Source organism: Bacillus sp. JAS24-2 (assembly GCF_008274905.1).
Lineage (GTDB): Bacteria > Bacillota > Bacilli > Bacillales > Bacillaceae_G > Bacillus_A > Bacillus_A cereus.
This window is the reverse complement of sequence record NZ_CP031068.1, coordinates 4542913-4565716: the sequence shown is the minus strand read 5'-3', so window position 1 is coordinate 4565716 and position 22804 is coordinate 4542913. Positions and strand designations below refer to the sequence as shown.

The following is a 22804-nucleotide window of genomic DNA, read 5'->3' as shown; positions in this document are numbered from 1 at the left end:
AGTAATGGCATGTACAAATTTAAAGATTATTACCACAACACTGTACAATTATCGTTTGAACGTTATCCATTTTCTCCTGAGCCAAAGCATGTTTGGGTTGTATGCCGGTACGGGGATCAATGGTTATTAACGCATCATTTACGTCGCGGTCTTGAATTTCCAGGTGGTAAAGTAGAACTAGGGGAAACACCGGAAGAAGCGGCAGTTCGAGAGGTTCATGAAGAAACCGGCGGCATAGTTTCTGATTTAACTTACTTAGGACAATACAAAGTATCTGGAAAAGACAAAATAATCATTAAAAACATTTATTTTGCAACAATTAGTGCGGTAGAAGAACATACGCATTACGAAGAAACGAAAGGGTCTGTTTTATTAAAAGACATTCCTGACAACATTAAAACGAATAGAAAATTTAGCTTTATAATGCGCGATGACGTATTAGCGCGTACGATGAAACATATAGAAGAAATCGGCTGTTTTACGAAGTAAAGTAGCCGGTTTCTTTTTTTGTATGTAAGAATAAATGTAAATATATCTTTACATTATTTTGGGTATATTATACAATTTTGTAAAGATATCTTTACATTTTAAGAGGGGGAAGATGGATAAAAGAAAAGAAACGACTGTTACTGTTTCGATGGTTAAATTAAACTTTTCTTTATTTTTTATAATAATTGCTTTGTCGTTTGGAATTGGTTATTTGCATATATTTCTTTCAGGTGGGGTTCAAGTTGAAGTTACATTATTAACGATGTTTCTTTTTATTATCGCAATGATTGTTCTCGTTTGTATTCATGAGGCGATACATTTAATTGGCTTTCGCTATATCGGAGGTGTTCCGTGGAGTGAACTAAAATGGGGCGTTAATTGGAAATTAGGTGTTGCATATGCTCATTCTAAACAGGCGGTTACAGTAAAGCAAATGAAGAAAGTGTTAATGCTTCCGTTTTTACCAACTGGAATTTTGCCAATTGTATTGGGATTAGCTATGAATCTGGAGCCACTCTCATTTTTAGGAATTCTACTAACAGGAGGTTGTATCGGTGACATTGCCGTATATCAAAAAGTTTCAAAGTTTCCAGATGATGCGCTAGTAAAAGATCATCCGAGTAAACCTCAGTTTACAGTGTATGAATAATAAGAGGAGGCGTTTGTGAAAAACGCCTCCTCTTATTATTGTTACTTTTGGTTGGTGAATTGATATATTGTGAAAATCGCTGATATAATTTATTTGTTATTATTGTGTTGATACCTCTACCTCTAAAAACGAAAGCACCTCCAACAAATCATCTACGATACGTGAATGCTTAAAATTCCCCCAAAACGAATCTTTTTTCCAAACACCAAGAATCCCTACTTGTTCAGAACCAAGCACATCGTTTTCTGGATGATCTCCAACATAAAGACATTCTTCTGCCTTCACATCTAGTCTTTGCAAAGCACGTTCGAAAATTTCAGGATGAGGTTTTTTAATTCCTTCAGCTTCTGAAACGAGAATGGTGTTTGTATACGTATGTATATGTAGTGCTCGAAGGTTGCTCATCTGAAATTCAGTAAAACCATTTGTAATAATACCAATTTTAATGTTTCGCTGTTTTAACTGTTGAAGTAGTTCATGCGTGTTTTTGAAAGGAATACAATGATGTTGGAAGTTTGTAATATAGTCGTGTAGTAGTTGTTCTTGCGTTAAAGTAGTAATGTTGTATTCGGAAAGGAGAGTAGTATATACTTTATCCTTCCACGTATAGCCATTATTATCGAGTTCAAGAAATCGAGAACAATACTTTGATTTCTCTATGCTCTTCAAATGTGAGGCGAAGCGATTATATTGCTCACAAATAAATTGTTCTAAAGATTGGCGCCGATCTAATAGTGTTCCATCTAAGTCGAATAAGATTGCACGAATCATGGGAAGCCTCCTTGCAGTTTTTATAATTAATTATCGCATATTCGTAAAAAAATGATTATGATATTTTGTAGAATGGAATAATGGGGGATTGTATGAAGAAACTGTATGGCAAGTTAGTGTGTTGTATTATAGCAAGCAGTTTAGTTGCAGGATGCGAGAGTGCTATCGAGGTTACGAATGAAAAAGAAATTTGTAAAACAGAAGAAGAGTGCACGCAAATAGGAGATAAAACATTACAAAAAGTATATAAAAAGATAGAGGGACTTTCAGAACTTGAAAAAGTAGAGGATTATGACATAGAAGAGTATGAAAGTATGAATATGAAAGAGGCGGAACAGAAAAAAGAAGAGGATGACAATTACTTCTTTTTAGCTTCTTATTATATCGATGATGATGAAATTGTAGATCCTTATTTTGAGAAATTGGATCGTAAGAGATTGAATAAAGTTTTTGCAGATGACAAAGTAGCAAAAGATGATTTGTTAAGCCAGCGGCAAGATAGAGAGTATCATGAAACGTTATGGGACATGTATCGCACTCTCATTCCAGTGAAATATCGTGAGAATATAACAGGGTTGGATTTAATAACGGATGGTTATGACGGCGTTGTTGCCCATGTCATGCCAAGTATGGATGACCCGAGAGATTGGTTGCTTAGTTTAGACGTGCTCGATTCTGGGGTGAATATAGATGAAGTGATGAAAACATTAATTCATGAAACGGCTCACGTATTAACGATTGGGCATAAACAAGTACCAGTGGATAGGAAATATTTAGAGGCGTTTGATGAAGAGAAAGACATTTCATCATATCGAAATAAATGTAAAACGGTGTTCTTGAAAAATGGATGTGCGAAAAAAACTTCGTATATTAACCAATTTTATAATGAATTTTGGAAACCAATTGAGCAAGAGTGGACAGAAAAGAAAGTAGAAGAAAGTGAAGAGGCACAAATTGAATTTTATAAAGAAAAGCATGATGATTTTGTATCGCTGTATGGAACAACAAATGTAACGGAGGATATCGCAGATACATTTACAGCGTTCATTTTACAAGATTCAAAAAAGGTGAAAGAAGGAACAGAGTTAAAATATAAAAAAATTGCTTTCTTCTATCAGTTCCCTGAGCTTGTAAAAATGAGAGCGGAAGTGCTGTCGGGATTATATGATGTTTCAAAAACGATAGAACAACAAAGTGGAGACTAATGTGAGGTATGCTTTCGATATAGTTTCGTTAAAGAAAAGCGTGAAGAATTTTTAATTCTTTGCGTTTTTTTATGTTGATAAAATTGAAAATTCTGTATTTTTATTAAAAAGAAGAAGGAACTTGCGGTATAAAATAGAATTAGTATAAAAATGTCACAATTTAGACACAATTATAATGCGCGTGTTGTAGGGACTATAAGTTTACTCTCGAGGAGGTAATGAAACGTATGAAAACGATTCTTGCTGTTGCTGGTCTCATTTGGGTAATGTCTCACGGTTTTCCGATTTTTGAAGGGGAGCAAATTCGTAGTGCTTTGAATGAAAAGTTTAATGATTATCATGTGATAGATCGAAAAGATAATGTCGTTACAGTACGTGTGAAAGACTGTTTCCATACAGTTACGGTTGCGGATGGAAACATTACAAATGAAACGAAAATGTGTGATAAAAGGTAAAAGAAAGAAGCTGACTATAGCGCACTGTTTTGAGTCAGCTTCTTTTTCTTTTTCCAATTAGAATTTTTTCAAATGCCTCAACAAATACATACATAAGAGTTGCAAGAACACATGTGAGTAGTACGCTAAGTAAGACGAGTGTGAAGTTAAAGACTTGGAATCCGTAGCTAATTAAGTAGCCAAGTCCTTGTTTGGAAACGAGAAGTTCTCCGAAAATAACACCGACCCAGGATAAACCAACATTTACTTTTAACGTTGAGATAATTGCTGGAAAGGATGCAGGGAGAACGACTTGCTTATAACATTGCCATTTATTTGCGCCAAATGTGTCCATCACTTTTATATAGTTAGAATCGACTTCTTGAAATGCACTGTAAATAACGAGAATGGTAATGATGATGGAAATGATTACTCCCATTGCGATAGAAGATGAAATGTTTGGACCGAAAATAACGATGATGATTGGACCGAGTGCAACTTTTGGCATTGCATTTAGGACGACGAGGTAAGGATCAAGTACGCGGGCTAGAAGTGGCATCCACCAAAGAAACGTGGCAATAATAGCACCGAGTACCGTTCCGAGAATGAAGCCTACTCCTGTTTCCAGCAATGTCGTCCATATGTGGACCCAAAGTGAACCGTCGATCCATTTCGTTAAGAAGAGATCCCAAATACTCGAAGGAGAACTAAAGAGTAAAGGATCGATCCATTCTTTTTTGCTAGCTATTTCCCATAGTGCAAAGAAAAGAATAAGTAGTAAAAGCTGTAATGAGCGAGCAATCCAAGCACGCCTGCGTTCTTTCTTTCGAAATTGTTCATGTAGTTGTTTTATATTATCCAAGTCGTTCCAGCTCCTTCCATATATCTTGAAAGAGGGCTGGGAAATCGTAGTGATGGCGTGCTTCTAACGGTGATAAAGAACGGATACTTTCCGGGACGATAAAGGTTTTTGCGATTTTTCCAGGATTCGCTTGCAGTAAATAAATACGATCACTCATCGCAATCGCCTCTTCAATATCGTGAGTAACAAGTAGTGATGTTTTCTTATATTTATTTAGTAAGTTGAAAACGAGTTCTTCTAGTTTTAATTTCGTTTGATAATCGAGTGCGGAGAATGGTTCATCTAGTAATAAAATTTTCGGATCAGTTGCTAACGTTCGAACGAGAGCAGCACGTTGACGCATACCGCCGGATAGTTCACGAGGATATTGTCCTTCTACCCCATGTAGACCGACTTGTTTTAAAAGATTTAAAGTATGTTCTTTCATCTGTTCATCATAAATCTTTCGAATATGAAGTCCAAGCATAATATTTTCTTCAATTGTTTTCCACGGGAATAAGTAATCTTGCTGCAACATATATCCCATAGATGAAGTTTTCGTTGTAATTGGTTCACCATCTAAAAAGACGATACCATCAATTGGATCAAGTAGTCCAGCAATGATTGAGAGGAGCGTTGTTTTACCGCAACCACTTGGGCCGAGTATAGAAATAAATTCGCCTTCTTCCACTTGTAAGCTCATATCTTCGAGAATAAGTTTGGCATTCTCTTTTGCGAAAAAACAGTGAGAAACGTTACGTATTTGTAAAAAACTCATACACTTCGCCTCTATTTCTTAATAACGCTTTCGGCAATTTTTGTATTGACGAGCGCTTCATGTGGGACTTCTTTTTGTAATTCACCAGCATCTTTCATAATCGTTTGGAGCTGTTTCCATTCTTCCGCATCTAGTAGTGGATTTGTCGCATAAGAATGTTGTTTTTTATACCGTTCAATTACTTTTACTGTAATGTCTTTCGAAGTGTCTTTAAATAGCGGAGAAACAGCATCAGCAATCTCTTCTGGACTATGTGTATCAACCCATTGCTGTGCTTTATAGAGCGCACGTGTGAACTTTTCAGCAGCAGCTTTATCTTTCTTTAAGAAACTTTCTTTTGCCATGAACGTTGTATAAGGAACAGTACCAGATTCATTTCCGAATGAAGCGACGATATAACCTTTACCTTCTTTTTCGAATATGCTTGCAGTCGGTTCAAAGAGCTGCACAAACTCTCCTGTACCAGATGCAAAGGCATTTGCAATATTAGCAAATTCGATATTTTGAATTAAGTTCGTATCTTTCCGAGGATCAATGCCATTTTTCTTTAAAACGTATTCCCCAACCATTTGCGGCATGCCGCCTTTACGCTGTCCTAAAAATGTAACACCTTTTACGTCATTCCAATTAAAAGAGTCTAGTTTTTTACGTGAAACTAAAAATGTCCCATCTGTTTGTGTAAGCTGTGCAAAGTTAATGACAGGGTCTTTCGCTCCTTGTTGATGAACGTAAATAGACGTTTCAGAACCGACGAGAGCAATATCAATTCCGCCAGATAATAGGGCGGTCATCGTTTTATCGCCACCAGCTGTTGTTTGTAGGTCAATATTTAGTCCTTCATCTTTAAAAAATCCTTTTTCAATCCCGACATATAATGGGGCATAGAAGAGAGAATGGGTAACTTCGCCAACGCGAATGTTTTGAGTTTGTTCTTTCGTACTTTCTTTTTTACTACTACAAGCAGCAAAAGTAAAAACAGCTAGTAACATGATGCAAAAAATCGCGATTAATTTTTTCACTATATAACACCTCCTAGAAGTCACTCTACAAGCATGATATGTAGGTAAGTGCCCATATGTGAGTGTAGATAGCAGGAATTTTTTGGGTGGTAAAGAAGTACAAATATAAGGGGGGATAAAATGGAGTACGAATACGATGATAGCGTACATTTACATCTTGATTATTTCGGGACAGAATGTGATATGGAATCGATCGCTTATAAGAGGAAGAATGAAGACGTATGGGATGTGTATTTTAATTTTGGAGTATACGGTATTCAGAAAGACGATGTAGAGTTAGGTAGGTTTATGGACGAATATGCCGGTTATTACGTTTTTTCTGTACATGCTCGCGATCTTAGTTGGGAATTTGGAAGTGCCCAGTTTGAAGAGTGGGTTTTGAAAAATCGGATAGTAGAAAAAACGCTACAAAAATAGGAGGAATTTTGTGATTGGATTTCTCATCTTATTATTTATTTTTGTGGCCGGATTTTTTATTATGCAAATGCTTATTTACCGATTTGCAAAGAAAAACATCCATAAATATACAAAAATAAAATGGTTTCATATGTGGCTACATATGAATATGAAAAAGGACCGAGATTAGATTTTTTTGATTTTGTAGTTATAGTGCTCGTATGTATCGTATGGAAAATATGGCTGCTTCCTTTTATATAATACACATACTAATCATTTTCTCTTTTCGTTATAGTAATAGTTGTAAAAAACTTGCATTTATACGTAAAACAGTGAGTGGTGTTGTGAAAGATATTTTGACAAATACAGACACACATACATACGGAATTAAAGTGTGATTACAGAATGGACAAATTGGCCGTGTGTAAAGTGTGGGGGAATAAGAAAGAGGTCGTCCAACGGTGGACGACCTCTTTCTTATTATGCTTGATTAGTGCGGAAGAATGGAAGCTTCTGCACAATGTGAATTAATCCGTATGCAAGAATTAAGCACATAAGAGGATTAATGAAAAATCCATAGCGATTAATTGCTAAGAATAAGTTTGAGAAGATAATGTAAATAATTGAACTTGCTACTAGCATCATAACGCGTTTATGTTTAAATGAATTTAGCATGAAGCAGAAGCTGCTCAAGAATGTACCGATGATAAACACTCTATGACATAGTTGCATAAAGTTGTGAATACGATATTGGTCTACAGCAGGAGCTGTTTTGAATAATTCAATTGTTTTACCGACAGTGAACCAAGAGAACCAATAAGTGAAGTCCGTCTTAAATCCGTTCTTAATTAATTCTTTTGCGTATGCACCTTTGTCATCTAAGCCTTTAGCTCTCATTTCATTTACTATATTTTCATATCCAATTTTATTAAATGGGTCTGCACCGGCAATTAGTGGATCTGCACCTTGGGTTGAGAATAAAATAAATTGGTTGAGTGCTAAGTAGTTACGAACAACCCATGCGCCAATAATAAAGAAAGGTCCGATAAACCATAACAATCCGATTCGAATGGATTCTTTAAATCCATATGTAAATAACACAACAAGAACAGGAATGAGCATCATTGGAGCTGGATTTGGACGGAACATAAGTAAAATTGAAACGACAATTCCAAACCATATATGGAATTTCACTTTATTGTATTTCCATGCGAGAACAAATACATATACACATAACGCCAATAAGAATATGGATGGAACTTCTGTTAGCAATGTACGGAAGTATGTATAGTTACTTGGATAAATAGCATATAAAATACTTGCAACAATTCCATAAATGTTTTTTTCGAACAATTCTTTTCCTATTAAGAATACTAATAGCACTGTGCAAAGGTTCATGATCATGTTAATAACAGTTGCTACGTAATAGTAAGGAATTGATGTAATATCAGAAATAATCATAGCGCCAGCTAATAGTAATGGCTGACCTGGTGTAATATATGCATTTTTCCCTGGAACTTCACTAGGTTCTAAATACACATAACCAAATACACCATGTTTTAATAGTTGTTCAGCTGTTAACGAATAGTTAAAGGCATCATTTGCACCATATGTTACTTTGACTAACTCTCCATCTAATCCTGGCTGTTTTACTAAACAAAAAACGTGCAACAGGAAAGAAAGCGCCAAAATTGCATATACCGCTTTAGGCAAACTCTTAAACTTAGTAAGCAAAAATGAGCAACTCCTTTTTTATTAATTCTTTCGTATTTTTATGTGAAATCTTTAATAGTATTAAGGATTTCCAAAACATAGTTATTATATCATAAAGTGGAATGCTGAAATTAAGTTTTTCAAGAATGAGTAATTTGTATACCACAATTTAACTGTTGATTAAGGGAATATTAAGACAATACATTTATGGTAGAAGCAAGTATGCAGACGAAATATGTAATATATGTTATTTTAATAGAAATAGTTCTTTCGATGCGGGGGAAATTAAGACATAGAAACGAGGGAATGAATTGAAGTATGGTTCTACACTTTTTCATCTTCCAAAAAGAAATATATTAATTTCTAGCATTATAAGTAGTATGGTGACTTTATTAGTAATAACTATGCTGTTTATGATTTTAAAGGTTTTTAATTTAGACATGATGAAAGATCATTTAAATCAAAAGCTTGTTTTAAGTGTTATGATGATTTTCATATGGGGCATAACGTTTTATATTACGCATTTCAATAAAAAAGAGATGTCTATACTTAGAGCATCCCTGCGAGTGCATTTTATATTACTTTTATTAGCTCATACAGTAGCGTTATTTTATATTGTCATGCAAGTTAATATGAGTTTCATAGAGGCAATGAATTGGATTTACTTTTATAATATGCAGTTTATATTAAGTTTTGTAGTAATTTATGCAATATATATTCTTGTATATAATTTAATAGGTAAGGTTTTTCTAAGTATGGTTTTAACGAGCTGTACGTTAGTCATTTTATGTATTGTGAATTATTTGAAGCTTATTTTCAGAGGTGATCCGTTATATCCTTCTGATTTCACACAAATTACGCATATGCAATCTGTTATACCGATGGTGATGGACTATTTTAGTTGGAGTTATATTTTTGTCATTATCGTAAGTATCGTAGCTTGTATTGTAGCAGGGATATATATGAGAAGGTATATTCAAAATGTAAAGATTCATCTAGGAATAAGAGCCTTATTAGTAGTAGGATCTATTTTTGTTCTATATGCGTACGGTAATTTTGCGAATACATTTATGAATAAAGTATTTCAAAAATCAGGTGTAGATTTTGTTTTGTGGAATCAAAATGAGAACTACGCTTCAAATGGTTTTGTACTTGGGTTTATTAGCAATTTAGATACAACAGTTATGGAAAAACCAAAAAATTATTCTAAAGAAAATATGCTTCAAATAGCAAACGATATAAAAAAACAATATAGTGGAAATATAGGGAATCAAAAGAAAAAAGAGAAACCGAATATTATTTTTGTAATGAGTGAATCGTTTTGGGATCCGACGAAAGTAACCAACCTTTCTTTTAGTGAAGATCCTGTACCAAATTTGCATCATTATATAGAAAACTTTCCTGGGGGACAAACTATTTCTCCTACATTTGGGGGAAATACAGCGAACGTTGAATTTGAGGCATTAACAAGTTATTCAATGAGTTTGTTAAAGCCAGGTTCTATACCATATCAGCAGGTTATTACAAATAAGAAAGAAATTCCATCAATCCCTACGGCGTTGAAAAAAGAAGGGTATTACACAAGTGCAATTCATTCATTTGGTCGCACATTCTTTAAACGTGATGATGTATATAAGGTGTTAGGATTTGATAAGTTTAATGCAGAGGACACGATGAAAAATGTGGATATTGATGGAGATTATATTAGTGATTTAGCGATAAGTAAAGAGATAATTGCTGAGTTAGAGGAACAAAAACAGCCTACATTTATTCATGCAGTTACGATGCAAAATCATTTTCCATTTACAGAGGGCCGATTTGGTGAAAACCTAATAGAAATTAGCGGGCTAGAAAATGAAGAATCAAAGGGAGAATTAGAGACGTATACAGAAGGGTTAAGACGTTCAGATGAGGCGCTTCAATATTTAATAGAGCAACTAGATAATTTAGATAGACCTACATTATTAGTATTCTTTGGAGATCATCTTCCATCACTAGGAACAAATAAATCTTTTTATAAAGAAAACGGGTATATAACGAATGAAAAAACACCGAGTGAACGTTTAGCGATGGCGCAAACGCCGCTATTAATGTATGCAAACTTTGATATGCCAAATGATAATTTAGGTTTAGTAAGCCCAATTCATTTTTCTAATCTTATTTTTGATTATGCAGGATTAAATAAATCCTTATTTTATCAATTTTTATCGGAACTTTACAAGGAAATACCAGTGCTTAGAGATGAATTAAAAGTTGATAAAAATGGAGAAGTAATCAATGATTTAACAAAGAAACAAAAAGAAATGTTAGAGCAATATAAAATGCTCCAATATGATTTACTCGTTGGAAATCAATATAGTACAGATATCCTCTTTAAATAAAAGAAACAAAAAGAACTTGTATAACGATACAAGTTCTTTTTTCATAGTATTTAACGGGGTAACCAGACAAGCTGGGTTTAGGGAGTATTACCTGTACATTTAGTATATATGAAAATGTAATCGTTTTATTTGTGTATTTGTGAGAAATATGTGAATTTTATGTTTTGTGAAAAAATCTATTATATTAACTTTCGTTCTTGTATTGCAGTTGTTATGCATGTAAAAATTTTATTAGTTCTTTATTTAATTCATCCGCTTGATCGATTGGTGAACCATGACCACTATTTGTAAGAGCATGTAACTGAGAATTTTTAATTCGTTGTTGCGTAAGCTCAGCACTTTTGTAAGGAATTAGTTGGTCGTGAACGCCGTGGAAGATTTTTGTTGGGACGTTAATTTTATTTAAATCTTTCGTTACATCTTCATTTGCAGCTGCTTGTAAAATTTTGATAAGGGCATAAGAAGCGGACTGCATACCGAGATAAGAAAACCATTCAAGGGTTGCAGCCCCTAAGTTTCTATTGAAAAAGGATAAAGATACGTCATTTAAAAATTTTGGTAAATTAGCATACATTTGATTAATGAGAGCATCTGCTTGTTCTTTCGGTACACCGTAAGGGGACTCTTGATTTTTAACGAAAGAGGGGGAGACAGCGTCAATTAATGCGAGCTTAGAAATGCGGCGCCCATGATAGCGAGACATATAGCGAATAGAAAGAGCACCACCAACTGAGAAACCGACTAATGTAGCGTTCTCTACTTGGAGTGCTTCTAGAACAATTGCGATATCATCGGCTAATCGATCATACGTGTAACCAGTCCATGGCTTATCAGATTGCCCATTCCCTCGTATATCCATGGCGATACAACGAAAGCCATGCTCTGGTAAAACATTGAGTTGATATTGATACATTTGATGATTTAAAGGCCATCCGTGAACGAAGAAAACAGTCTTACTACCTGGACCAGGATTAACGTCTTGCACAAAAATATGCACATCTTTCTCGACAGTAACAAACATAAAACTCCCCCTGTTCTATCAATAGGCTCCATTCTAAAAGCTTTGTTTTACTTTTTAGGCTGTCTATATAAAACATCCTCCATAATATACGTATTAATGATCATAGATTTTATGCTCTGTATATAGTCTAAATATATTGCGTTTTTGGTACGATTTTCCTCAAATGTTCGATTTATCTTTGTTTGTCTATGAAAATCATTTATTATAATAAATGGTATTCTTTGAGATGTTATTTTGAAGGGGTGTTGAAGTGAAAGAAAGTTTTCTATCATATAAAGAAGAAGAAAGGAATGCAAAACTCCTTTTATGGGTGTTATATGTCATTGTTATTGTATATCAAATTTTCTATGCAATCGTATTAGAAGATAAATCAATAATGGATAAGGGATACAACATAATATGGCAAGTTATTTGCGGAGTAGCAATACTATGCGTGAATATATATTTACTGAAAAAAGAGAAGGCAAACCTTGTTAAATATGCATGGATATTTGCATACATAGGGATAGAAATCGCTAATATAGTTTCGTATATTTTTTATAATAAGGCGGCGTTTGATGCGACAAATATAATAGAAATTATTCTCATTTTCTTTGTACCCATATTTTTAAATAAAAAATTTTATGTGTTTTTGCTTTCCTCTATTGTAGGAAAATATTTAATTTATTTATTTGTATTAGAGGAAATAAAAGCATTTATGTTCCTTATTATGTGTACACTTATGTTAATAGTTGCATATATCATTTTAAATCGATTTTTACAATATCTTTCAGCCGTAAAGGAAAGTATTGCGATTGCTAGTGAATCACAAAAATTAGCAGTAATCGGAAAAATGGCAGCGACTGTTGGACATGAAATTAAAAATCCACTGGCTTCATTAAAAGGATTTACGCAATTACAACGAGAGAAGCATGAAGAGGATCCTATTTATAAACGTATGATTTTTGAAATAGAAAATATGAATAATATGATAAGTGAGTTGATGGAAGTTGCTACATGCAAACCTTCTATTTATAAGAAACATGATGTAGGAAAAATTGTATTACAAGTAATAACAAGTCTTCGCGGAAAAATGAATGAATTAAACGTGCAGTTTATTTCTAATGTGGAAGAAAAAACAATAGAAGTTGAATGTGATGAACGAAAAATAAGAGGAGTCTTTTTATATACGATAAAAAATGCTTTAGAGGCAATGGAACAAGGTGGCATATTACATTTGCAATTAGAGAATAAAGGGAAAGAATATGTAATAATCAGCGTAATCGATAATGGTCATGGTATTAAGCAAGAAAACTTAACCCGTGTTACAGAAGCCTTTTATACAACGAAACAAGATAAAATTGGTCTGGGACTTACGGTAGCGAATCGAATTGTCGCCGAGCACCTTGGTGAGCTGCATATTTCAAGTGAAAGAGATACTGGAACGAGAATAGACATCATTCTCCCAAGGAAGTGTGGAAATACTGAAATCCAAGTGGAAGAAAAGCTAGGAGTTACCATATGAATAAAGGCTATATATTTAAAAATGAAGAAATAAAGGCATTGAAAGTATTTTTAAGTTTATTTTTTATTATATTTTTTGTGTATGATCTTGCCTATGAATTTATCGTACCTTTAATCGCGGGAGAGCAAGAAGGCGTAGGAAAGTTTGAAGATGGTTTAGGTTTATGGCTTTACTTTTTGACGGTAGTATTGTTTTGCAGTGGAATATACTTTATGAAATGGAAGAATGTTTTTGTGGTAAAGTATATTATTCTAATTGGCTATAATGTATTAGATTGTATCCATAACATTATGATTTATTATGGTAGCGATGCGGAATTTGACGGTGGAAATATAGTAGAAGTATTTTTTATTTTGTTCGCACCAATCTTTGTGAACAAAAGATATTTCTGGTTAGTTCCAGCGATACTTGTCGGGAAGTACGCTCTTACAGGAATCATTATTCAATCTTCTCTCGTTTTAATCCCAATGGCATTATATAGTGTATTTACTATTATATGTTGGATTATATTTTTGAGGGTTCAGTCTTACGTTCGTACGCTTGAGATGATGGACAAAGAAATAAAACAAACAGAAAAACTAGCAGCTGTTGGAAAAATGGCAACGGTTATTGGTTATAAGATTAGAAGACCTTTAGCAAACTTAAAAAAACTTGTGAATAAACAAGCCGACAAGCATCCAGAGGATAAAATTTATAGTGATATTATGAAACAAGAAGTAGATCGGATTCATATAATTGCTACAGAACTTAGTGGATTTGAGAAATCTAAATCACTAGAATCAGAAACTCATAACATACAAGAAATTATCTCTTATGTTATTCGAGTTATGGAAAAGCCTGCTTTAAAACAAGGAGTCCACATACAAGGTATTTACAGTAAAGACTTACCGTCCATTACATGTGATGAAAAACGATTAAAACAGGTCTTTTTTAATTTAATCAAAAATGCAATTGAAGCAATGTCAGTTGGGGGAACAATTACGATTAAAGTTACTGTAAAAGATGGAATCATCGTTCAAGTGAAAGATGAGGGATGTGGTATTCCAAAAGATAAAATTCCAAAGTTAAATGAAGCCTTTTATACAACGAAAGAAACAGGAACTGGTCTAGGTTTAGTAGTTACAGAAAAAATTATTAAAGACCACAATGGTAAAATGAGTTTTGAAAGTGAAGTTGGGGTTGGAACAACGGTTGAGGTTATGTTACCACTGCATTAAATAGAAAAAACATCACTTATTTGGAAGTAATGTTTTTGTGTTCTTCTTAGGTAGACGTTCTAAAAAAGAGGACGATAACGAAAAATAATATATTGATAGTGTAAAAAGAAAATAATGGATGTTTTACTATGAAAAATATATAATGGCTTTGTCTGTTATTTGTTGTAGTTCATTTATATTTCTATTTGTTGACCCGAATCTCGGGTCTTTTTTTTATGAAATGAATTGCTATATGTCAGTGATTAGAAAAATAGAATATATATTCATGCTGTAATACTGGTAGCACCAGTAAACTCGGTGCTACCAGTAGGTTCGTTTTCCGGCACAACGAAAGCATTTACGTTGGTACAGGTGGTGCTTTCACATTTCTCTATTTTTCTGTGGTCGATTGTATTGTGTATATAAATTTAAAAAATGATAGCGTTAGAGCCACCATTTCTCCTGCGGAAGCAAAATAACATCCACATCAAAATTTTCTTTAAACCAATCATACATCAATGTCTCTTTCACTAAATATTCAGAGGCAGAGTGTGACACACCAATTAGAGACATATTCGTTTCTTTTACATAATCCATAATGAGCGAGTATTTATGTCGGCCGTAATCATTGTCGATATGGCAATGGATTTCTCCTGTAATATATGCTTCAGCACCTTTTTCTTCTGCTTCCTTCATTAAAGATACAACATCGCCACATCCAGCGATAATTGCGATTTTTTTGATGGAATCATGTCGTTTACCTTCGAAGTCTGTGTAAGGAATCTGGAAGAGTTGTTTTAGATGTTTTTGGAGTGCTTCTGTTGATGTTTCATCTATTTCACAAATAAGGCCAATTGGTTCTTGTTCTGGACCTCCATATGCAAAGTCGTCCACTACAGTAGCGTTTAATGCTTTTGCAATTGAAATACTCGTTCCATGCGTTTGATGAAAATCCATTGGTACGTGACATGTATATATAGAAAGTTGTTTTTCTTTTATTCCTTGCAAATATTTTTCAGGAATTGGTATGAAACCGCGACCGGATCTTCCAAGCGGATCACCACACTCCATTACAAGGGGATGGTGCATAAAGAGTAAATCACCAGGTGTGGATTGTGAAATGAATGTTTCAAGAACGTCATCTGTAGGGAATACAGCTAAAAATACTTTGTTTACATTTTCAGATCCGTGCATCATAAGGCCGTTAAATAAATCTACAAAATTTGCTTCGAAAAATTGTTGCCAAGGAAATTTGATAGGATCATATACGGCTGGGATAAATCGACTAAAGGCACTATCTTTTCCGTATTTTTCAATTTGGAATAAGTGATCGAGTGATTGCTCTATTTTTTTTAAGGCTGGCATGTTTGATAATCCTCCTTAAGATGATTCTTGCTTTATGAGTTGTTTGTATTCTTCGTAGCAAAATAAGAAGCGGATAGGAAACAAATAAAACCTAGGATCCAGCTAATAGAAGGAGAATAGGGAAGTACATGCTGTAATAGCATTCCGCTAGAAATGAAGAAACTACTAAATAGACCTAATAACATGGGATATCGTTGTAGTTTGAACACGGATAGTAAACATCCTTTCTCCTGCATGAACTACTCATAAAAGCTCGATTGCTGAAACTTTATCACATACATTGTATATTAGTCTTAATTTTCTGTATATAACTTTTGAGAAAAATGGTGATACAATATATGAATGATAAGAGAAGAGAGGATGAAGATTAACGTATGTACGTTACTGTAACAGAAGCAGCATATAAAAAGATTATGGATACGATTCCAAGTGAAGCGAAATATATAAAGTTATTTTACGATAATGAAGGTTGCGGTTGTGTTATGAGCGGAATTATCGATTTAGTAGCTGTAGCAGAGAAAGATGAGCGCGATGTGGATATTGAATCAAGCACAATGAACTTTATCGCTGATCGTACAAAGCTTGTATTTATGGATGATAAGTTAACTGTTGATTGGCATGAAGGTGGAGGAACTTTTCAGTTAAAGAGCCCGAGCCAGTTTTATAATCCAAATATGAAGTTACACGTTCGAATATAGTAAAGGAAAGGTGATTCCAAAATGTATTTTGGAATCACCTTTTTTATTTTATAAGTCGCTATTATTGTCGATTTTTGTTGATAAGTCGATATATTGAAAAAATCGCTGATATAAATGGAGTTGCGCTGATATATTTGGGAAATCGCCGATATAAATGGAGTTGCGCCGATATATTCAGAAAATCGCCGATATAATTTCATTTACCAAAACGTTTCAATAGTAAAAAGATTTTTTCACATAATGAAATGTACATGTGATTGAATTTTCTGTATAATTTTCTTTGCGGAGGGGATACGCATGAGAAGATGGGGAATTGAGTTGTTAATTTTAAGTGTTGTTATTATTTGGGGGATTAACTATACAATTGCGAAGTATGGACTTTTAGAATTTACAGCAATTGAGTTTACTGCACTTCGCATGATGGCGGCGGCACCGCTTCTGTTACTCCTTACCTTTTTTATTGAAAAGTCGGTTTATATGGAGCGAAAGGATATACCTAGATTAATTATCGTTAGCATTGTAGGTATTGTACTGTATCAAACGTTATTTATGGAAACTGTCAAATATACATCCGCTACAAATGCCTCTTTACTCATTTCTATTTCACCTATTTTTACAACTGCATTTGCGATTTTCTTGAAACAAGAAAAGTTTTCTTCTCGAAAGTTAATCGGTTCTATGACTGCCTTTGTTGGTGCAGCATTAGTTTTAGTAGCAGGACATTCGCTTACTAGTTCTTTTTATGGCAATGGAATTGGACTTATTACATCAATATGCTGGGGGCTTTATCCTGTTTTAGCAGGACCATTAATTAAAAAATATTCAGCATTACGTGTTACAGCATGGTCTGCATTAGTGGGTGCGATTCCGCTATTATTGTTAAGTGGTCCACATGTGTTTGTCATGCCATTTCACATTACTCACGGAATGACACTATTTGCTTTACTATATTCTATTTTCTTTGTAACAGTATTTGGTCTAGTAATGTGGTATGTTGGTGTTCAAAAAATTGGGGCGTCACATACGATGGTATATATGTATATAACGCCGCTTGTAGCTGTTTTATTTGCAGCTGTCTGGGCAAATGAATATGTATCGTTTCAACAAATCATCGGTGGAATTATCATTTTTGTCGGTCTATGGTTTGTGAAATCGGAGAAAGTAAAAGTTCATTCTATTGCAGGGGAACCTATATCAAAATAGGAAAACAGATCACCTATGATCTGCTTTCCTATTTTTTTATTTTTGGTAAGAAGATGAGAAATAAGATAGCAGTAATAAGTGGAATTAAGTTTAAAAATGGAATACGGAAGAGTGTAATAAGAATAATACCTGGAAGAAGAACACCGAGGACAGCGTAAAAAATGCTATGGTTTTTCGTGTACCAATACAATGAAAGTCCAATAAGTGCAGGGATAATGAGGTGAATGAGAGCCATTAAAAAATAAATCATTAGACGCCCCCTTTATTTGTGTGCTTATTACATCATATCCGTATGTTCATAGATTGATATCATTTTTTTCATAAATGGACGAAAAAAGTTTGAAAAACCGTCACAAAATATGAGAATATGATGTTTTAAATCTTGTATAATATTATTTCCTAAAAATATTTAAACAACATAAACATACTGTTTATGTTGTTTTTAATTTGAGTGAAATGGATGTAAGGAATATGAATTTGAAAGAAATTTTTTGTTGGATAGATAAAAATTACTGAAGAGGAGAACAGCATGATTAGTATGTCATTAAGATCGTTTAAAATTCAATCGTATTATTTACTAGGTTTTCTTTTACTAGGCTGGATGTTAACGCCGTTTTCAGCTCATTTTCTAGGTGCTGGAATTGGGCTTATTGTAAGTATGTATTGCGTTTGGCTTTTAGGGAGACGAATTGAGAAGCTTGGAGATAGTATTGTAAAGAAGACGAAAGCACCGACACTCGGTATGTTTAACCGTTTTGCAGCTGCAATTTTGGGTGCTATTATTATGTACGAAATTGAGCACCACATGGTTATGTGGGCATTTGCAGTAGGGATTTTGGGTGGGTATTTCTTAATTGTTGTTAATTTAGGATACTATAGCATGAAAGATGAGAAAGAACTAACAAAGAGCTAAAAAAGATAAAAGACTTCTTTTTAGATGGAATAGATGATCCAGCCACGGATAGAAGCGGTCAGGGCCTTTTTTAGCCCCATACGATGTGAAACCCAGTAGGGATATAATGTATATATTCGAAGCTGTAATTTTATAATCTAGGTCACAGATGAAGAGATTAGCGTTTCACTTTATATAAGATATAGAAAGAAGCTTACGTTTTCACGTAAGCTTCTTTTTTATGTAAGTGTGTGTAACCGTTAAGCCGCATTGGGTTTTGTCGGTGAGTACGCGAAACTTTACGGTTACACGACACTTATTCATATGAGTAAAGGGTTATTCCAACAGAAAGTTTTAATTTAAGCGATTGGACCGCCTAAGTTAATAATGTCTTCAGATACGCTGTCGAACTTTTTGAAGTTAGCTTTGAATTCATTTGCAAGTTCGATTGCTTTTGCTTTGTAAGCAGCTTTATCAGCCCAAGTTTGTTCAGGCATTAACACTTCGTCAGGTACACCTGGTACGTGAAGTGGAACTTCAAGACCGAAGATGTCATGTTTAGCTGTTTCAGTTTTCGCAAGTTCACCGTTTAATGCAGCTTGAATCATTGCACGAGTGTAACCTAAGTTCATACGTTTACCAACGCCGTATTCGCCACCAGTCCAGCCAGTGTTTACTAAGAATACTTTCGCATCGTGTTTCTCAATTTTTTCACCAAGCATTTCAGCGTAGCGAGATGCATCAAGTGGTAAGAATGGTGAACCGAAGCAAGTTGAGAATGTAGCTTGCGGAGAAGTAACACCGCGCTCTGTTCCTGCTAGTTTACTAGTGTAACCACTTAAGAAATGATACATAGCTTGTTCTTTTGATAACTTACTGATTGGAGGCAATACGCCAGATGCATCAGCAGTTAAGAAAATGATTGTATTTGGGTGTCCAGCAACACTTGGCAGTACGATATTGTCGATCGCATGCATAGGGTATGCAGCACGAGTATTTTCTGTTAAAGTAGTATCGTTATAGTCCGCGATACGCGTTTGGTCATTAATGATAACGTTTTCTAAAACAGATCCAAATGTGATTGCATCGAAAATTTGTGGTTCTTTCTCGTGAGAAAGGTTTACACATTTCGCGTAGCAACCGCCTTCAATATTGAATACACCGTTATCAGACCAACCGTGCTCATCATCACCAATTAATTTACGGTTTGGATCAGCAGATAATGTTGTTTTACCTGTTCCAGATAAACCGAAGAATAATGCTACATCGCCTTCTTCACCTACGTTTGCAGAACAGTGCATAGAAAGAATATCTTGTTCAGGTAATAAGAAGTTCATAATAGAGAAGATTGATTTTTTCATTTCTCCAGCGTATTCTGTACCACCAATTAATACGATGCGTTTTTCGAATGAAACCATAATGAATGCTTCAGAGTTTGTACCGTCAACAGCTGGATCAGCTTTGAAATTCGGTGCAGAAACAATTGTGAACTCTGATTCATGAGTCGTTAATTCTTCTTCAGTTGGACGAATGAATAATTGATGTACAAATAAATTGTGCCATGCATATTCGTTAATAACTTGAATTGGTAGGCGGTAATTGCGGTCAGCGCCTGCAAATCCTTTGAAGACGAATAACTCTTCTTTTTCTTTTAAGTATTCTAAAACTTTAGTATATAATTTATTAAAATGTTCTTCAGAAATCGGTTGGTTCACAGCTCCCCAAGCAATTTTGTCAGCAACCGATGCTTCTTTCACAATAAATTTATCTTTAGGAGAACGTCCTGTATATTTTCCTGTTGAAGCAGAAACGGCACCAGTAGAAGTTAATTTCCCTTCATTTCGCATTAATACTTTTTCCACTAATTGCGGAACACTTAGTTGAATCTGTGCATTGCTTCCGTTCAATAATTCGTGTAAACCAATTTGGACATTCACAGTACTCATATTTATATACCATCCTTTTCATTTAATGAAATATTTCTCGTAATCCCCAACAAGAGTATAACACAATTATATAAATAATGTATACTATTTATTTCTTTTTGTTTGTGTGAATGCATTATTTCCTTATTAATATTTCATTTCAGGCGTATTGAGAAAAACTTTCAGGAAAATGTGAATATTAATTGACAAATGAATATCATTTCTTTAGTATAGGTTGGGACGGATACTCTCTTATCCCGAGCTGGCGGAGGGACAGGCCCGATGAAGCCCAGCAACCTCACTTGTATTGATAAATGCAGGTGAATAGGTGCTAAAACCTGTGCGAGGCTACAGGTCTCGAACGATAAGAGCGAAGGGCAAAAAGCAGTATGCAAGTAGCAAATTAAACCTTTCCTCTATGTAAAGTAGGAAAGGTTTTTCTGTATGCTTGTGTGGGAGAATAAATGTATGTCGCAGTTTGTGGCAAATTAAGGATGAGTTCCGTACAATATATACAATTACTGTAGGGAGGTTTACCACATGACAAAAAAACGTCATCTGTTCACATCTGAGTCTGTAACTGAAGGACATCCAGATAAAATTTGTGACCAAATTTCTGATTCAATTTTAGATGCGATCTTATCAAAAGACGCAAATGCACGTGTAGCTTGTGAAACAACTGTAACAACTGGTTTAGTATTGGTAGCGGGGGAAATTACGACTTCTACTTACGTAGATATTCCGAAAATCGTTCGTGAAACAATTCAAGGCATTGGTTACACACGCGCAAAATACGGATTCGATGCAGAAACTTGTGCTGTTTTAACATCTATCGATGAGCAGTCTGCTGACATCGCTATGGGTGTTGACCAAGCGCTAGAAGCACGCGAAGGTCAAATGACTGACGCTGAGATTGAGGCAATTGGTGCAGGAGACCAAGGTTTAATGTTTGGTTTTGCATGTAATGAAACACAAGAATTAATGCCACTTCCAATCTCGCTTGCTCACAAATTAGCTCGCCGTTTAACTGAAGTACGTAAAGATGATACATTATCATACTTACGTCCAGATGGAAAAACGCAAGTTACAGTTGAGTATGATGAAAATGGTAAACCAGTACGTGTTGATACTATCGTAATTTCTACACAACATCACCCAGATGTTACATGGGAAGAAATCGATCGCGACTTAAAAGAGCACGTAATTAAAGCTGTAGTACCAGCAGAATTAATGGATGGAGAAACGAAATTCTTCATTAATCCAACTGGCCGCTTCGTAATTGGTGGACCACAAGGTGATGCTGGTTTAACAGGACGTAAAATCATCGTTGATACTTACGGTGGATACGCTCGCCACGGTGGCGGTGCATTCTCTGGTAAAGATGCAACGAAAGTTGACCGTTCTGCAGCATATGCAGCTCGTTATGTTGCGAAAAACATCGTAGCAGCTGGTCTTGCTGAAAAAGCAGAAGTACAACTTGCATACGCAATCGGTGTAGCACAACCAGTATCAATTTCAGTTGATACATTCGGCACTGGTAAAGTATCTGAAGACGTACTAGTAGAACTAGTTCGTAACAACTTCGATCTTCGCCCGGCTGGTATTATTAAAATGTTAGACTTACGTCGCCCAATTTACAAACAAACAGCAGCTTACGGCCACTTCGGACGTACTGATGTAGATCTATCATGGGAACGTACAGACAAAGCTGCAGCTTTAAAAGAGCAAGCTGGTCTATAATATATGAAAAAAAGCTTTGCGCGGTGAGCGCAAAGCTTTTTTTATTTATAATTACGTTGGAATAAAGCGAAGAGTTCAATGTCATGCCAAGTGCCGTTGCGGAATATAGCTTCTTTACAAGTTCCTTCATGTTGAAAACCAAGTGATTTATATAATTTAACTGCTCTATCGTTAAAAGAAAATACTCGTAAAGAAAGGCGATGTAAATTTAATTCTAAAAATGCATAATCCAATAATAGGGTTAAAGCTTCCTGCCCATAACCTTGCCCCCAGTAATCCTTTTTACCAATATCAATAATGCATTCAGCGTTTCGATTATACGAATCAATATGAATTAAAGAAGTAATACCAATTGGAAGATGCGTAGCTTTTTCTTCAATGATATAGCTCTTAGAGTTCGAAGAATGAATAAATTGCCGGCAAAGTTTTTCTGTGTCTTGAAAGGAATATTTATCAAGAGTGAGTGTAGTTGAACTCATAACGTCTATATCATTATGCCATTTATAATATGTTAGAATATCATCTTCGGAAAACTTTCGTAACTGGATACGGTTGGATTCAAACAATGTAAACACCCCTTTTGT

Annotated in this window: 22 protein-coding genes, 2 pseudogenes and 1 riboswitch; of the genes and pseudogenes, 14 read left to right on the top strand and 10 right to left on the bottom strand. The window is 34.7% G+C overall.

Annotation, left to right across the window (positions count from 1 at the left end; all coding sequences use genetic code 11):
• The first annotated feature begins 9 nt into the window (after positions 1-9).
• Both mutTA and DN407_RS23710 read left to right on the top strand, forming a co-directional pair.
• A complete protein-coding gene (mutTA, locus tag DN407_RS23715) occupies positions 10-489 on the top strand; it encodes an antimutator 8-oxo-(dGTP/GTP)ase (protein WP_000276385.1) in 480 nt (159 codons plus the stop codon).
• A 112-nt stretch (positions 490-601) separates the two neighbouring features.
• Positions 602-1138: a DUF3267 domain-containing protein gene (locus DN407_RS23710; protein WP_000361289.1), complete on the top strand. Its 537-nt coding sequence runs from the start codon at positions 602-604 to the stop codon at positions 1136-1138.
• 99 nt (positions 1139-1237) lie between these two features.
• Here the strand turns inward: DN407_RS23710 and DN407_RS23705 are convergent, their stop codons facing one another.
• Complete coding sequence (locus tag DN407_RS23705; protein ID WP_149216669.1) at positions 1238-1909, bottom strand: HAD family hydrolase; 672 nt, start codon at positions 1907-1909, stop codon at positions 1238-1240.
• 92 nt (positions 1910-2001) lie between these two features.
• On the opposite strand from DN407_RS23705, the gene DN407_RS23700 reads away from it, so the two are divergent.
• On the top strand, positions 2002-3114 hold the full coding sequence (locus DN407_RS23700) for a recombinase family protein (protein WP_149216668.1): 1113 nt from the start codon (positions 2002-2004) through the stop codon (positions 3112-3114).
• A 227-nt stretch (positions 3115-3341) separates the two neighbouring features.
• Positions 3342-3569 carry a hypothetical protein gene (locus DN407_RS23695; protein ID WP_000849112.1) on the top strand — a complete coding sequence of 76 codons (228 nt, stop codon included), beginning with the start codon at positions 3342-3344 and terminating at the stop codon, positions 3567-3569.
• A 34-nt stretch (positions 3570-3603) separates the two neighbouring features.
• On the opposite strand, the gene DN407_RS23690 is transcribed toward DN407_RS23695, so the two are convergent.
• From DN407_RS23690 to DN407_RS23680, 3 genes are read right to left on the bottom strand one after another with little or no spacing between them, the layout of a single operon-like run.
• Complete coding sequence (locus DN407_RS23690) at positions 3604-4410, bottom strand: ABC transporter permease (RefSeq protein WP_000368771.1); 807 nt, start codon at positions 4408-4410, stop codon at positions 3604-3606.
• Complete coding sequence (locus DN407_RS23685) at positions 4403-5167, bottom strand: ABC transporter ATP-binding protein (protein WP_000009025.1); 765 nt, start codon at positions 5165-5167, stop codon at positions 4403-4405. Before DN407_RS23685 ends, DN407_RS23690 begins: the two co-directional genes overlap by 8 nt.
• Positions 5168-5178: 11 nt before the next feature.
• On the bottom strand, positions 5179-6186 hold the full coding sequence (locus DN407_RS23680) for an ABC transporter substrate-binding protein (RefSeq protein WP_000733151.1): 1008 nt from the start codon (positions 6184-6186) through the stop codon (positions 5179-5181).
• A gap of 120 nt (positions 6187-6306) precedes the next feature.
• Here DN407_RS23680 and DN407_RS23675 point away from each other — a divergent pair, with 120 nt between their 5' ends.
• The 3 genes and pseudogenes from DN407_RS23675 to DN407_RS32265 form a co-directional block, all read left to right on the top strand.
• Positions 6307-6603, top strand: a complete 297-nt coding sequence (locus DN407_RS23675) for a DUF3986 family protein (protein ID WP_000455580.1) — start codon at positions 6307-6309, stop codon at positions 6601-6603.
• Between the two features lie 10 nt (positions 6604-6613).
• Positions 6614-6843: pseudogene (locus DN407_RS23670) on the top strand (hypothetical protein).
• A gap of 65 nt (positions 6844-6908) precedes the next feature.
• Positions 6909-6980 (top strand): annotated as a pseudogene (locus DN407_RS32265) (DUF2196 domain-containing protein); the annotation flags it as partial.
• Positions 6981-7062: 82 nt separating this feature from the next.
• Here the strand turns inward: DN407_RS32265 and DN407_RS23660 are convergent.
• On the bottom strand, positions 7063-8316 hold the full coding sequence (locus tag DN407_RS23660) for a glycosyltransferase family 39 protein (RefSeq protein WP_000956220.1): 1254 nt from the start codon (positions 8314-8316) through the stop codon (positions 7063-7065).
• Between the two features lie 290 nt (positions 8317-8606).
• Here DN407_RS23660 and DN407_RS23655 point away from each other — a divergent pair, with 290 nt between their 5' ends.
• Entirely contained in the window at positions 8607-10676 is a 2070-nt protein-coding gene (locus DN407_RS23655) for an LTA synthase family protein (protein ID WP_098279282.1), read from the top strand.
• Positions 10677-10887: 211 nt separating this feature from the next.
• Here DN407_RS23655 and DN407_RS23650 read toward each other — a convergent pair whose 3' ends face one another.
• Entirely contained in the window at positions 10888-11697 is an 810-nt protein-coding gene (locus DN407_RS23650; protein ID WP_000498275.1) for an alpha/beta fold hydrolase, read from the bottom strand.
• 250 nt (positions 11698-11947) lie between these two features.
• Between DN407_RS23650 and DN407_RS23645 the strand changes: the two genes are divergently transcribed.
• Together DN407_RS23645 and DN407_RS23640 are read left to right on the top strand one after the other, a co-directional pair.
• Positions 11948-13201: an ATP-binding protein gene (locus DN407_RS23645; protein ID WP_061654617.1), complete on the top strand. Its 1254-nt coding sequence runs from the start codon at positions 11948-11950 to the stop codon at positions 13199-13201.
• Positions 13198-14418 (top strand): ATP-binding protein, encoded by a 1221-nt coding sequence (locus DN407_RS23640; RefSeq protein ID WP_001032637.1) that lies wholly within the window; start codon positions 13198-13200, stop codon positions 14416-14418. Before DN407_RS23645 ends, DN407_RS23640 begins: the two co-directional genes overlap by 4 nt.
• 423 nt (positions 14419-14841) lie before the next feature.
• On the opposite strand, the gene DN407_RS23635 is transcribed toward DN407_RS23640, so the two are convergent.
• Positions 14842-15762 carry a Nif3-like dinuclear metal center hexameric protein gene (locus DN407_RS23635; RefSeq protein ID WP_001111121.1) on the bottom strand — a complete coding sequence of 307 codons (921 nt, stop codon included), beginning with the start codon at positions 15760-15762 and terminating at the stop codon, positions 14842-14844.
• 374 nt (positions 15763-16136) lie between these two features.
• Between DN407_RS23635 and DN407_RS23630 the strand changes: the two genes are divergently transcribed.
• The gene (locus DN407_RS23630) at positions 16137-16460 is read left to right on the top strand and encodes an iron-sulfur cluster biosynthesis family protein (protein WP_000289569.1); all 324 of its coding nucleotides are present in this window, start codon (positions 16137-16139) and stop codon (positions 16458-16460) included.
• Between the two features lie 297 nt (positions 16461-16757).
• Positions 16758-17663 (top strand): DMT family transporter, encoded by a 906-nt coding sequence (locus DN407_RS23625; protein WP_001255414.1) that lies wholly within the window; start codon positions 16758-16760, stop codon positions 17661-17663.
• A 28-nt stretch (positions 17664-17691) separates the two neighbouring features.
• Here DN407_RS23625 and DN407_RS23620 read toward each other — a convergent pair whose 3' ends face one another.
• Positions 17692-17913 (bottom strand): hypothetical protein, encoded by a 222-nt coding sequence (locus DN407_RS23620; protein WP_000639042.1) that lies wholly within the window; start codon positions 17911-17913, stop codon positions 17692-17694.
• Positions 17914-18192: 279 nt separating this feature from the next.
• Between DN407_RS23620 and DN407_RS23615 the strand changes: the two genes are divergently transcribed.
• Entirely contained in the window at positions 18193-18576 is a 384-nt protein-coding gene (locus tag DN407_RS23615) for an ATP synthase subunit I (RefSeq protein WP_000624933.1), read from the top strand.
• 338 nt (positions 18577-18914) lie between these two features.
• Here DN407_RS23615 and pckA read toward each other — a convergent pair whose 3' ends face one another.
• Complete coding sequence (gene pckA / locus DN407_RS23610) at positions 18915-20501, bottom strand: phosphoenolpyruvate carboxykinase (ATP) (RefSeq protein ID WP_000108802.1); 1587 nt, start codon at positions 20499-20501, stop codon at positions 18915-18917.
• A 228-nt stretch (positions 20502-20729) separates the two neighbouring features.
• A riboswitch (SAM riboswitch) is annotated at positions 20730-20851 on the top strand.
• A gap of 169 nt (positions 20852-21020) precedes the next feature.
• Between pckA and metK the strand changes: the two genes are divergently transcribed.
• Entirely contained in the window at positions 21021-22220 is a 1200-nt protein-coding gene (gene metK, locus DN407_RS23605) for a methionine adenosyltransferase (RefSeq protein ID WP_000163123.1), read from the top strand.
• Positions 22221-22261: 41 nt separating this feature from the next.
• On the opposite strand, the gene DN407_RS23600 is transcribed toward metK, so the two are convergent.
• The gene (locus DN407_RS23600) at positions 22262-22786 is read right to left on the bottom strand and encodes a GNAT family N-acetyltransferase (RefSeq protein ID WP_000464120.1); all 525 of its coding nucleotides are present in this window, start codon (positions 22784-22786) and stop codon (positions 22262-22264) included.
• Between the last annotated feature and the right edge of the window lie 18 nt (positions 22787-22804).

Excerpts from the sequence above, each read along its gene's own strand:
- mutTA (WP_000276385.1), top strand. The coding sequence starts at position 10 with ATGTACAAATTTAAAGATTATTACCACAACACTGTACAATTATCGTTT.
- DN407_RS23710 (WP_000361289.1), top strand. The coding sequence starts at position 602 with ATGGATAAAAGAAAAGAAACGACTGTTACTGTTTCGATGGTTAAATTA.
- DN407_RS23705 (WP_149216669.1), bottom strand. The coding sequence starts at position 1,909 with ATGATTCGTGCAATCTTATTCGACTTAGATGGAACACTATTAGATCGG.
- DN407_RS23700 (WP_149216668.1), top strand. The coding sequence starts at position 2,002 with ATGAAGAAACTGTATGGCAAGTTAGTGTGTTGTATTATAGCAAGCAGT.
- DN407_RS23695 (WP_000849112.1), top strand. The coding sequence starts at position 3,342 with ATGAAAACGATTCTTGCTGTTGCTGGTCTCATTTGGGTAATGTCTCAC.
- DN407_RS23685 (WP_000009025.1), bottom strand. The coding sequence starts at position 5,167 with ATGAGTTTTTTACAAATACGTAACGTTTCTCACTGTTTTTTCGCAAAA.
- DN407_RS23675 (WP_000455580.1), top strand. The coding sequence starts at position 6,307 with ATGGAGTACGAATACGATGATAGCGTACATTTACATCTTGATTATTTC.
- DN407_RS23650 (WP_000498275.1), bottom strand. The coding sequence starts at position 11,697 with ATGTTTGTTACTGTCGAGAAAGATGTGCATATTTTTGTGCAAGACGTT.
- DN407_RS23640 (WP_001032637.1), top strand. The coding sequence starts at position 13,198 with ATGAATAAAGGCTATATATTTAAAAATGAAGAAATAAAGGCATTGAAA.
- DN407_RS23635 (WP_001111121.1), bottom strand. The coding sequence starts at position 15,762 with ATGCCAGCCTTAAAAAAAATAGAGCAATCACTCGATCACTTATTCCAA.
- DN407_RS23630 (WP_000289569.1), top strand. The coding sequence starts at position 16,137 with ATGTACGTTACTGTAACAGAAGCAGCATATAAAAAGATTATGGATACG.
- DN407_RS23625 (WP_001255414.1), top strand. The coding sequence starts at position 16,758 with ATGAGAAGATGGGGAATTGAGTTGTTAATTTTAAGTGTTGTTATTATT.
- DN407_RS23620 (WP_000639042.1), bottom strand. The coding sequence starts at position 17,913 with ATGATTTATTTTTTAATGGCTCTCATTCACCTCATTATCCCTGCACTT.
- DN407_RS23615 (WP_000624933.1), top strand. The coding sequence starts at position 18,193 with ATGATTAGTATGTCATTAAGATCGTTTAAAATTCAATCGTATTATTTA.
- pckA (WP_000108802.1), bottom strand. The coding sequence starts at position 20,501 with ATGAGTACTGTGAATGTCCAAATTGGTTTACACGAATTATTGAACGGA.
- metK (WP_000163123.1), top strand. The coding sequence starts at position 21,021 with ATGACAAAAAAACGTCATCTGTTCACATCTGAGTCTGTAACTGAAGGA.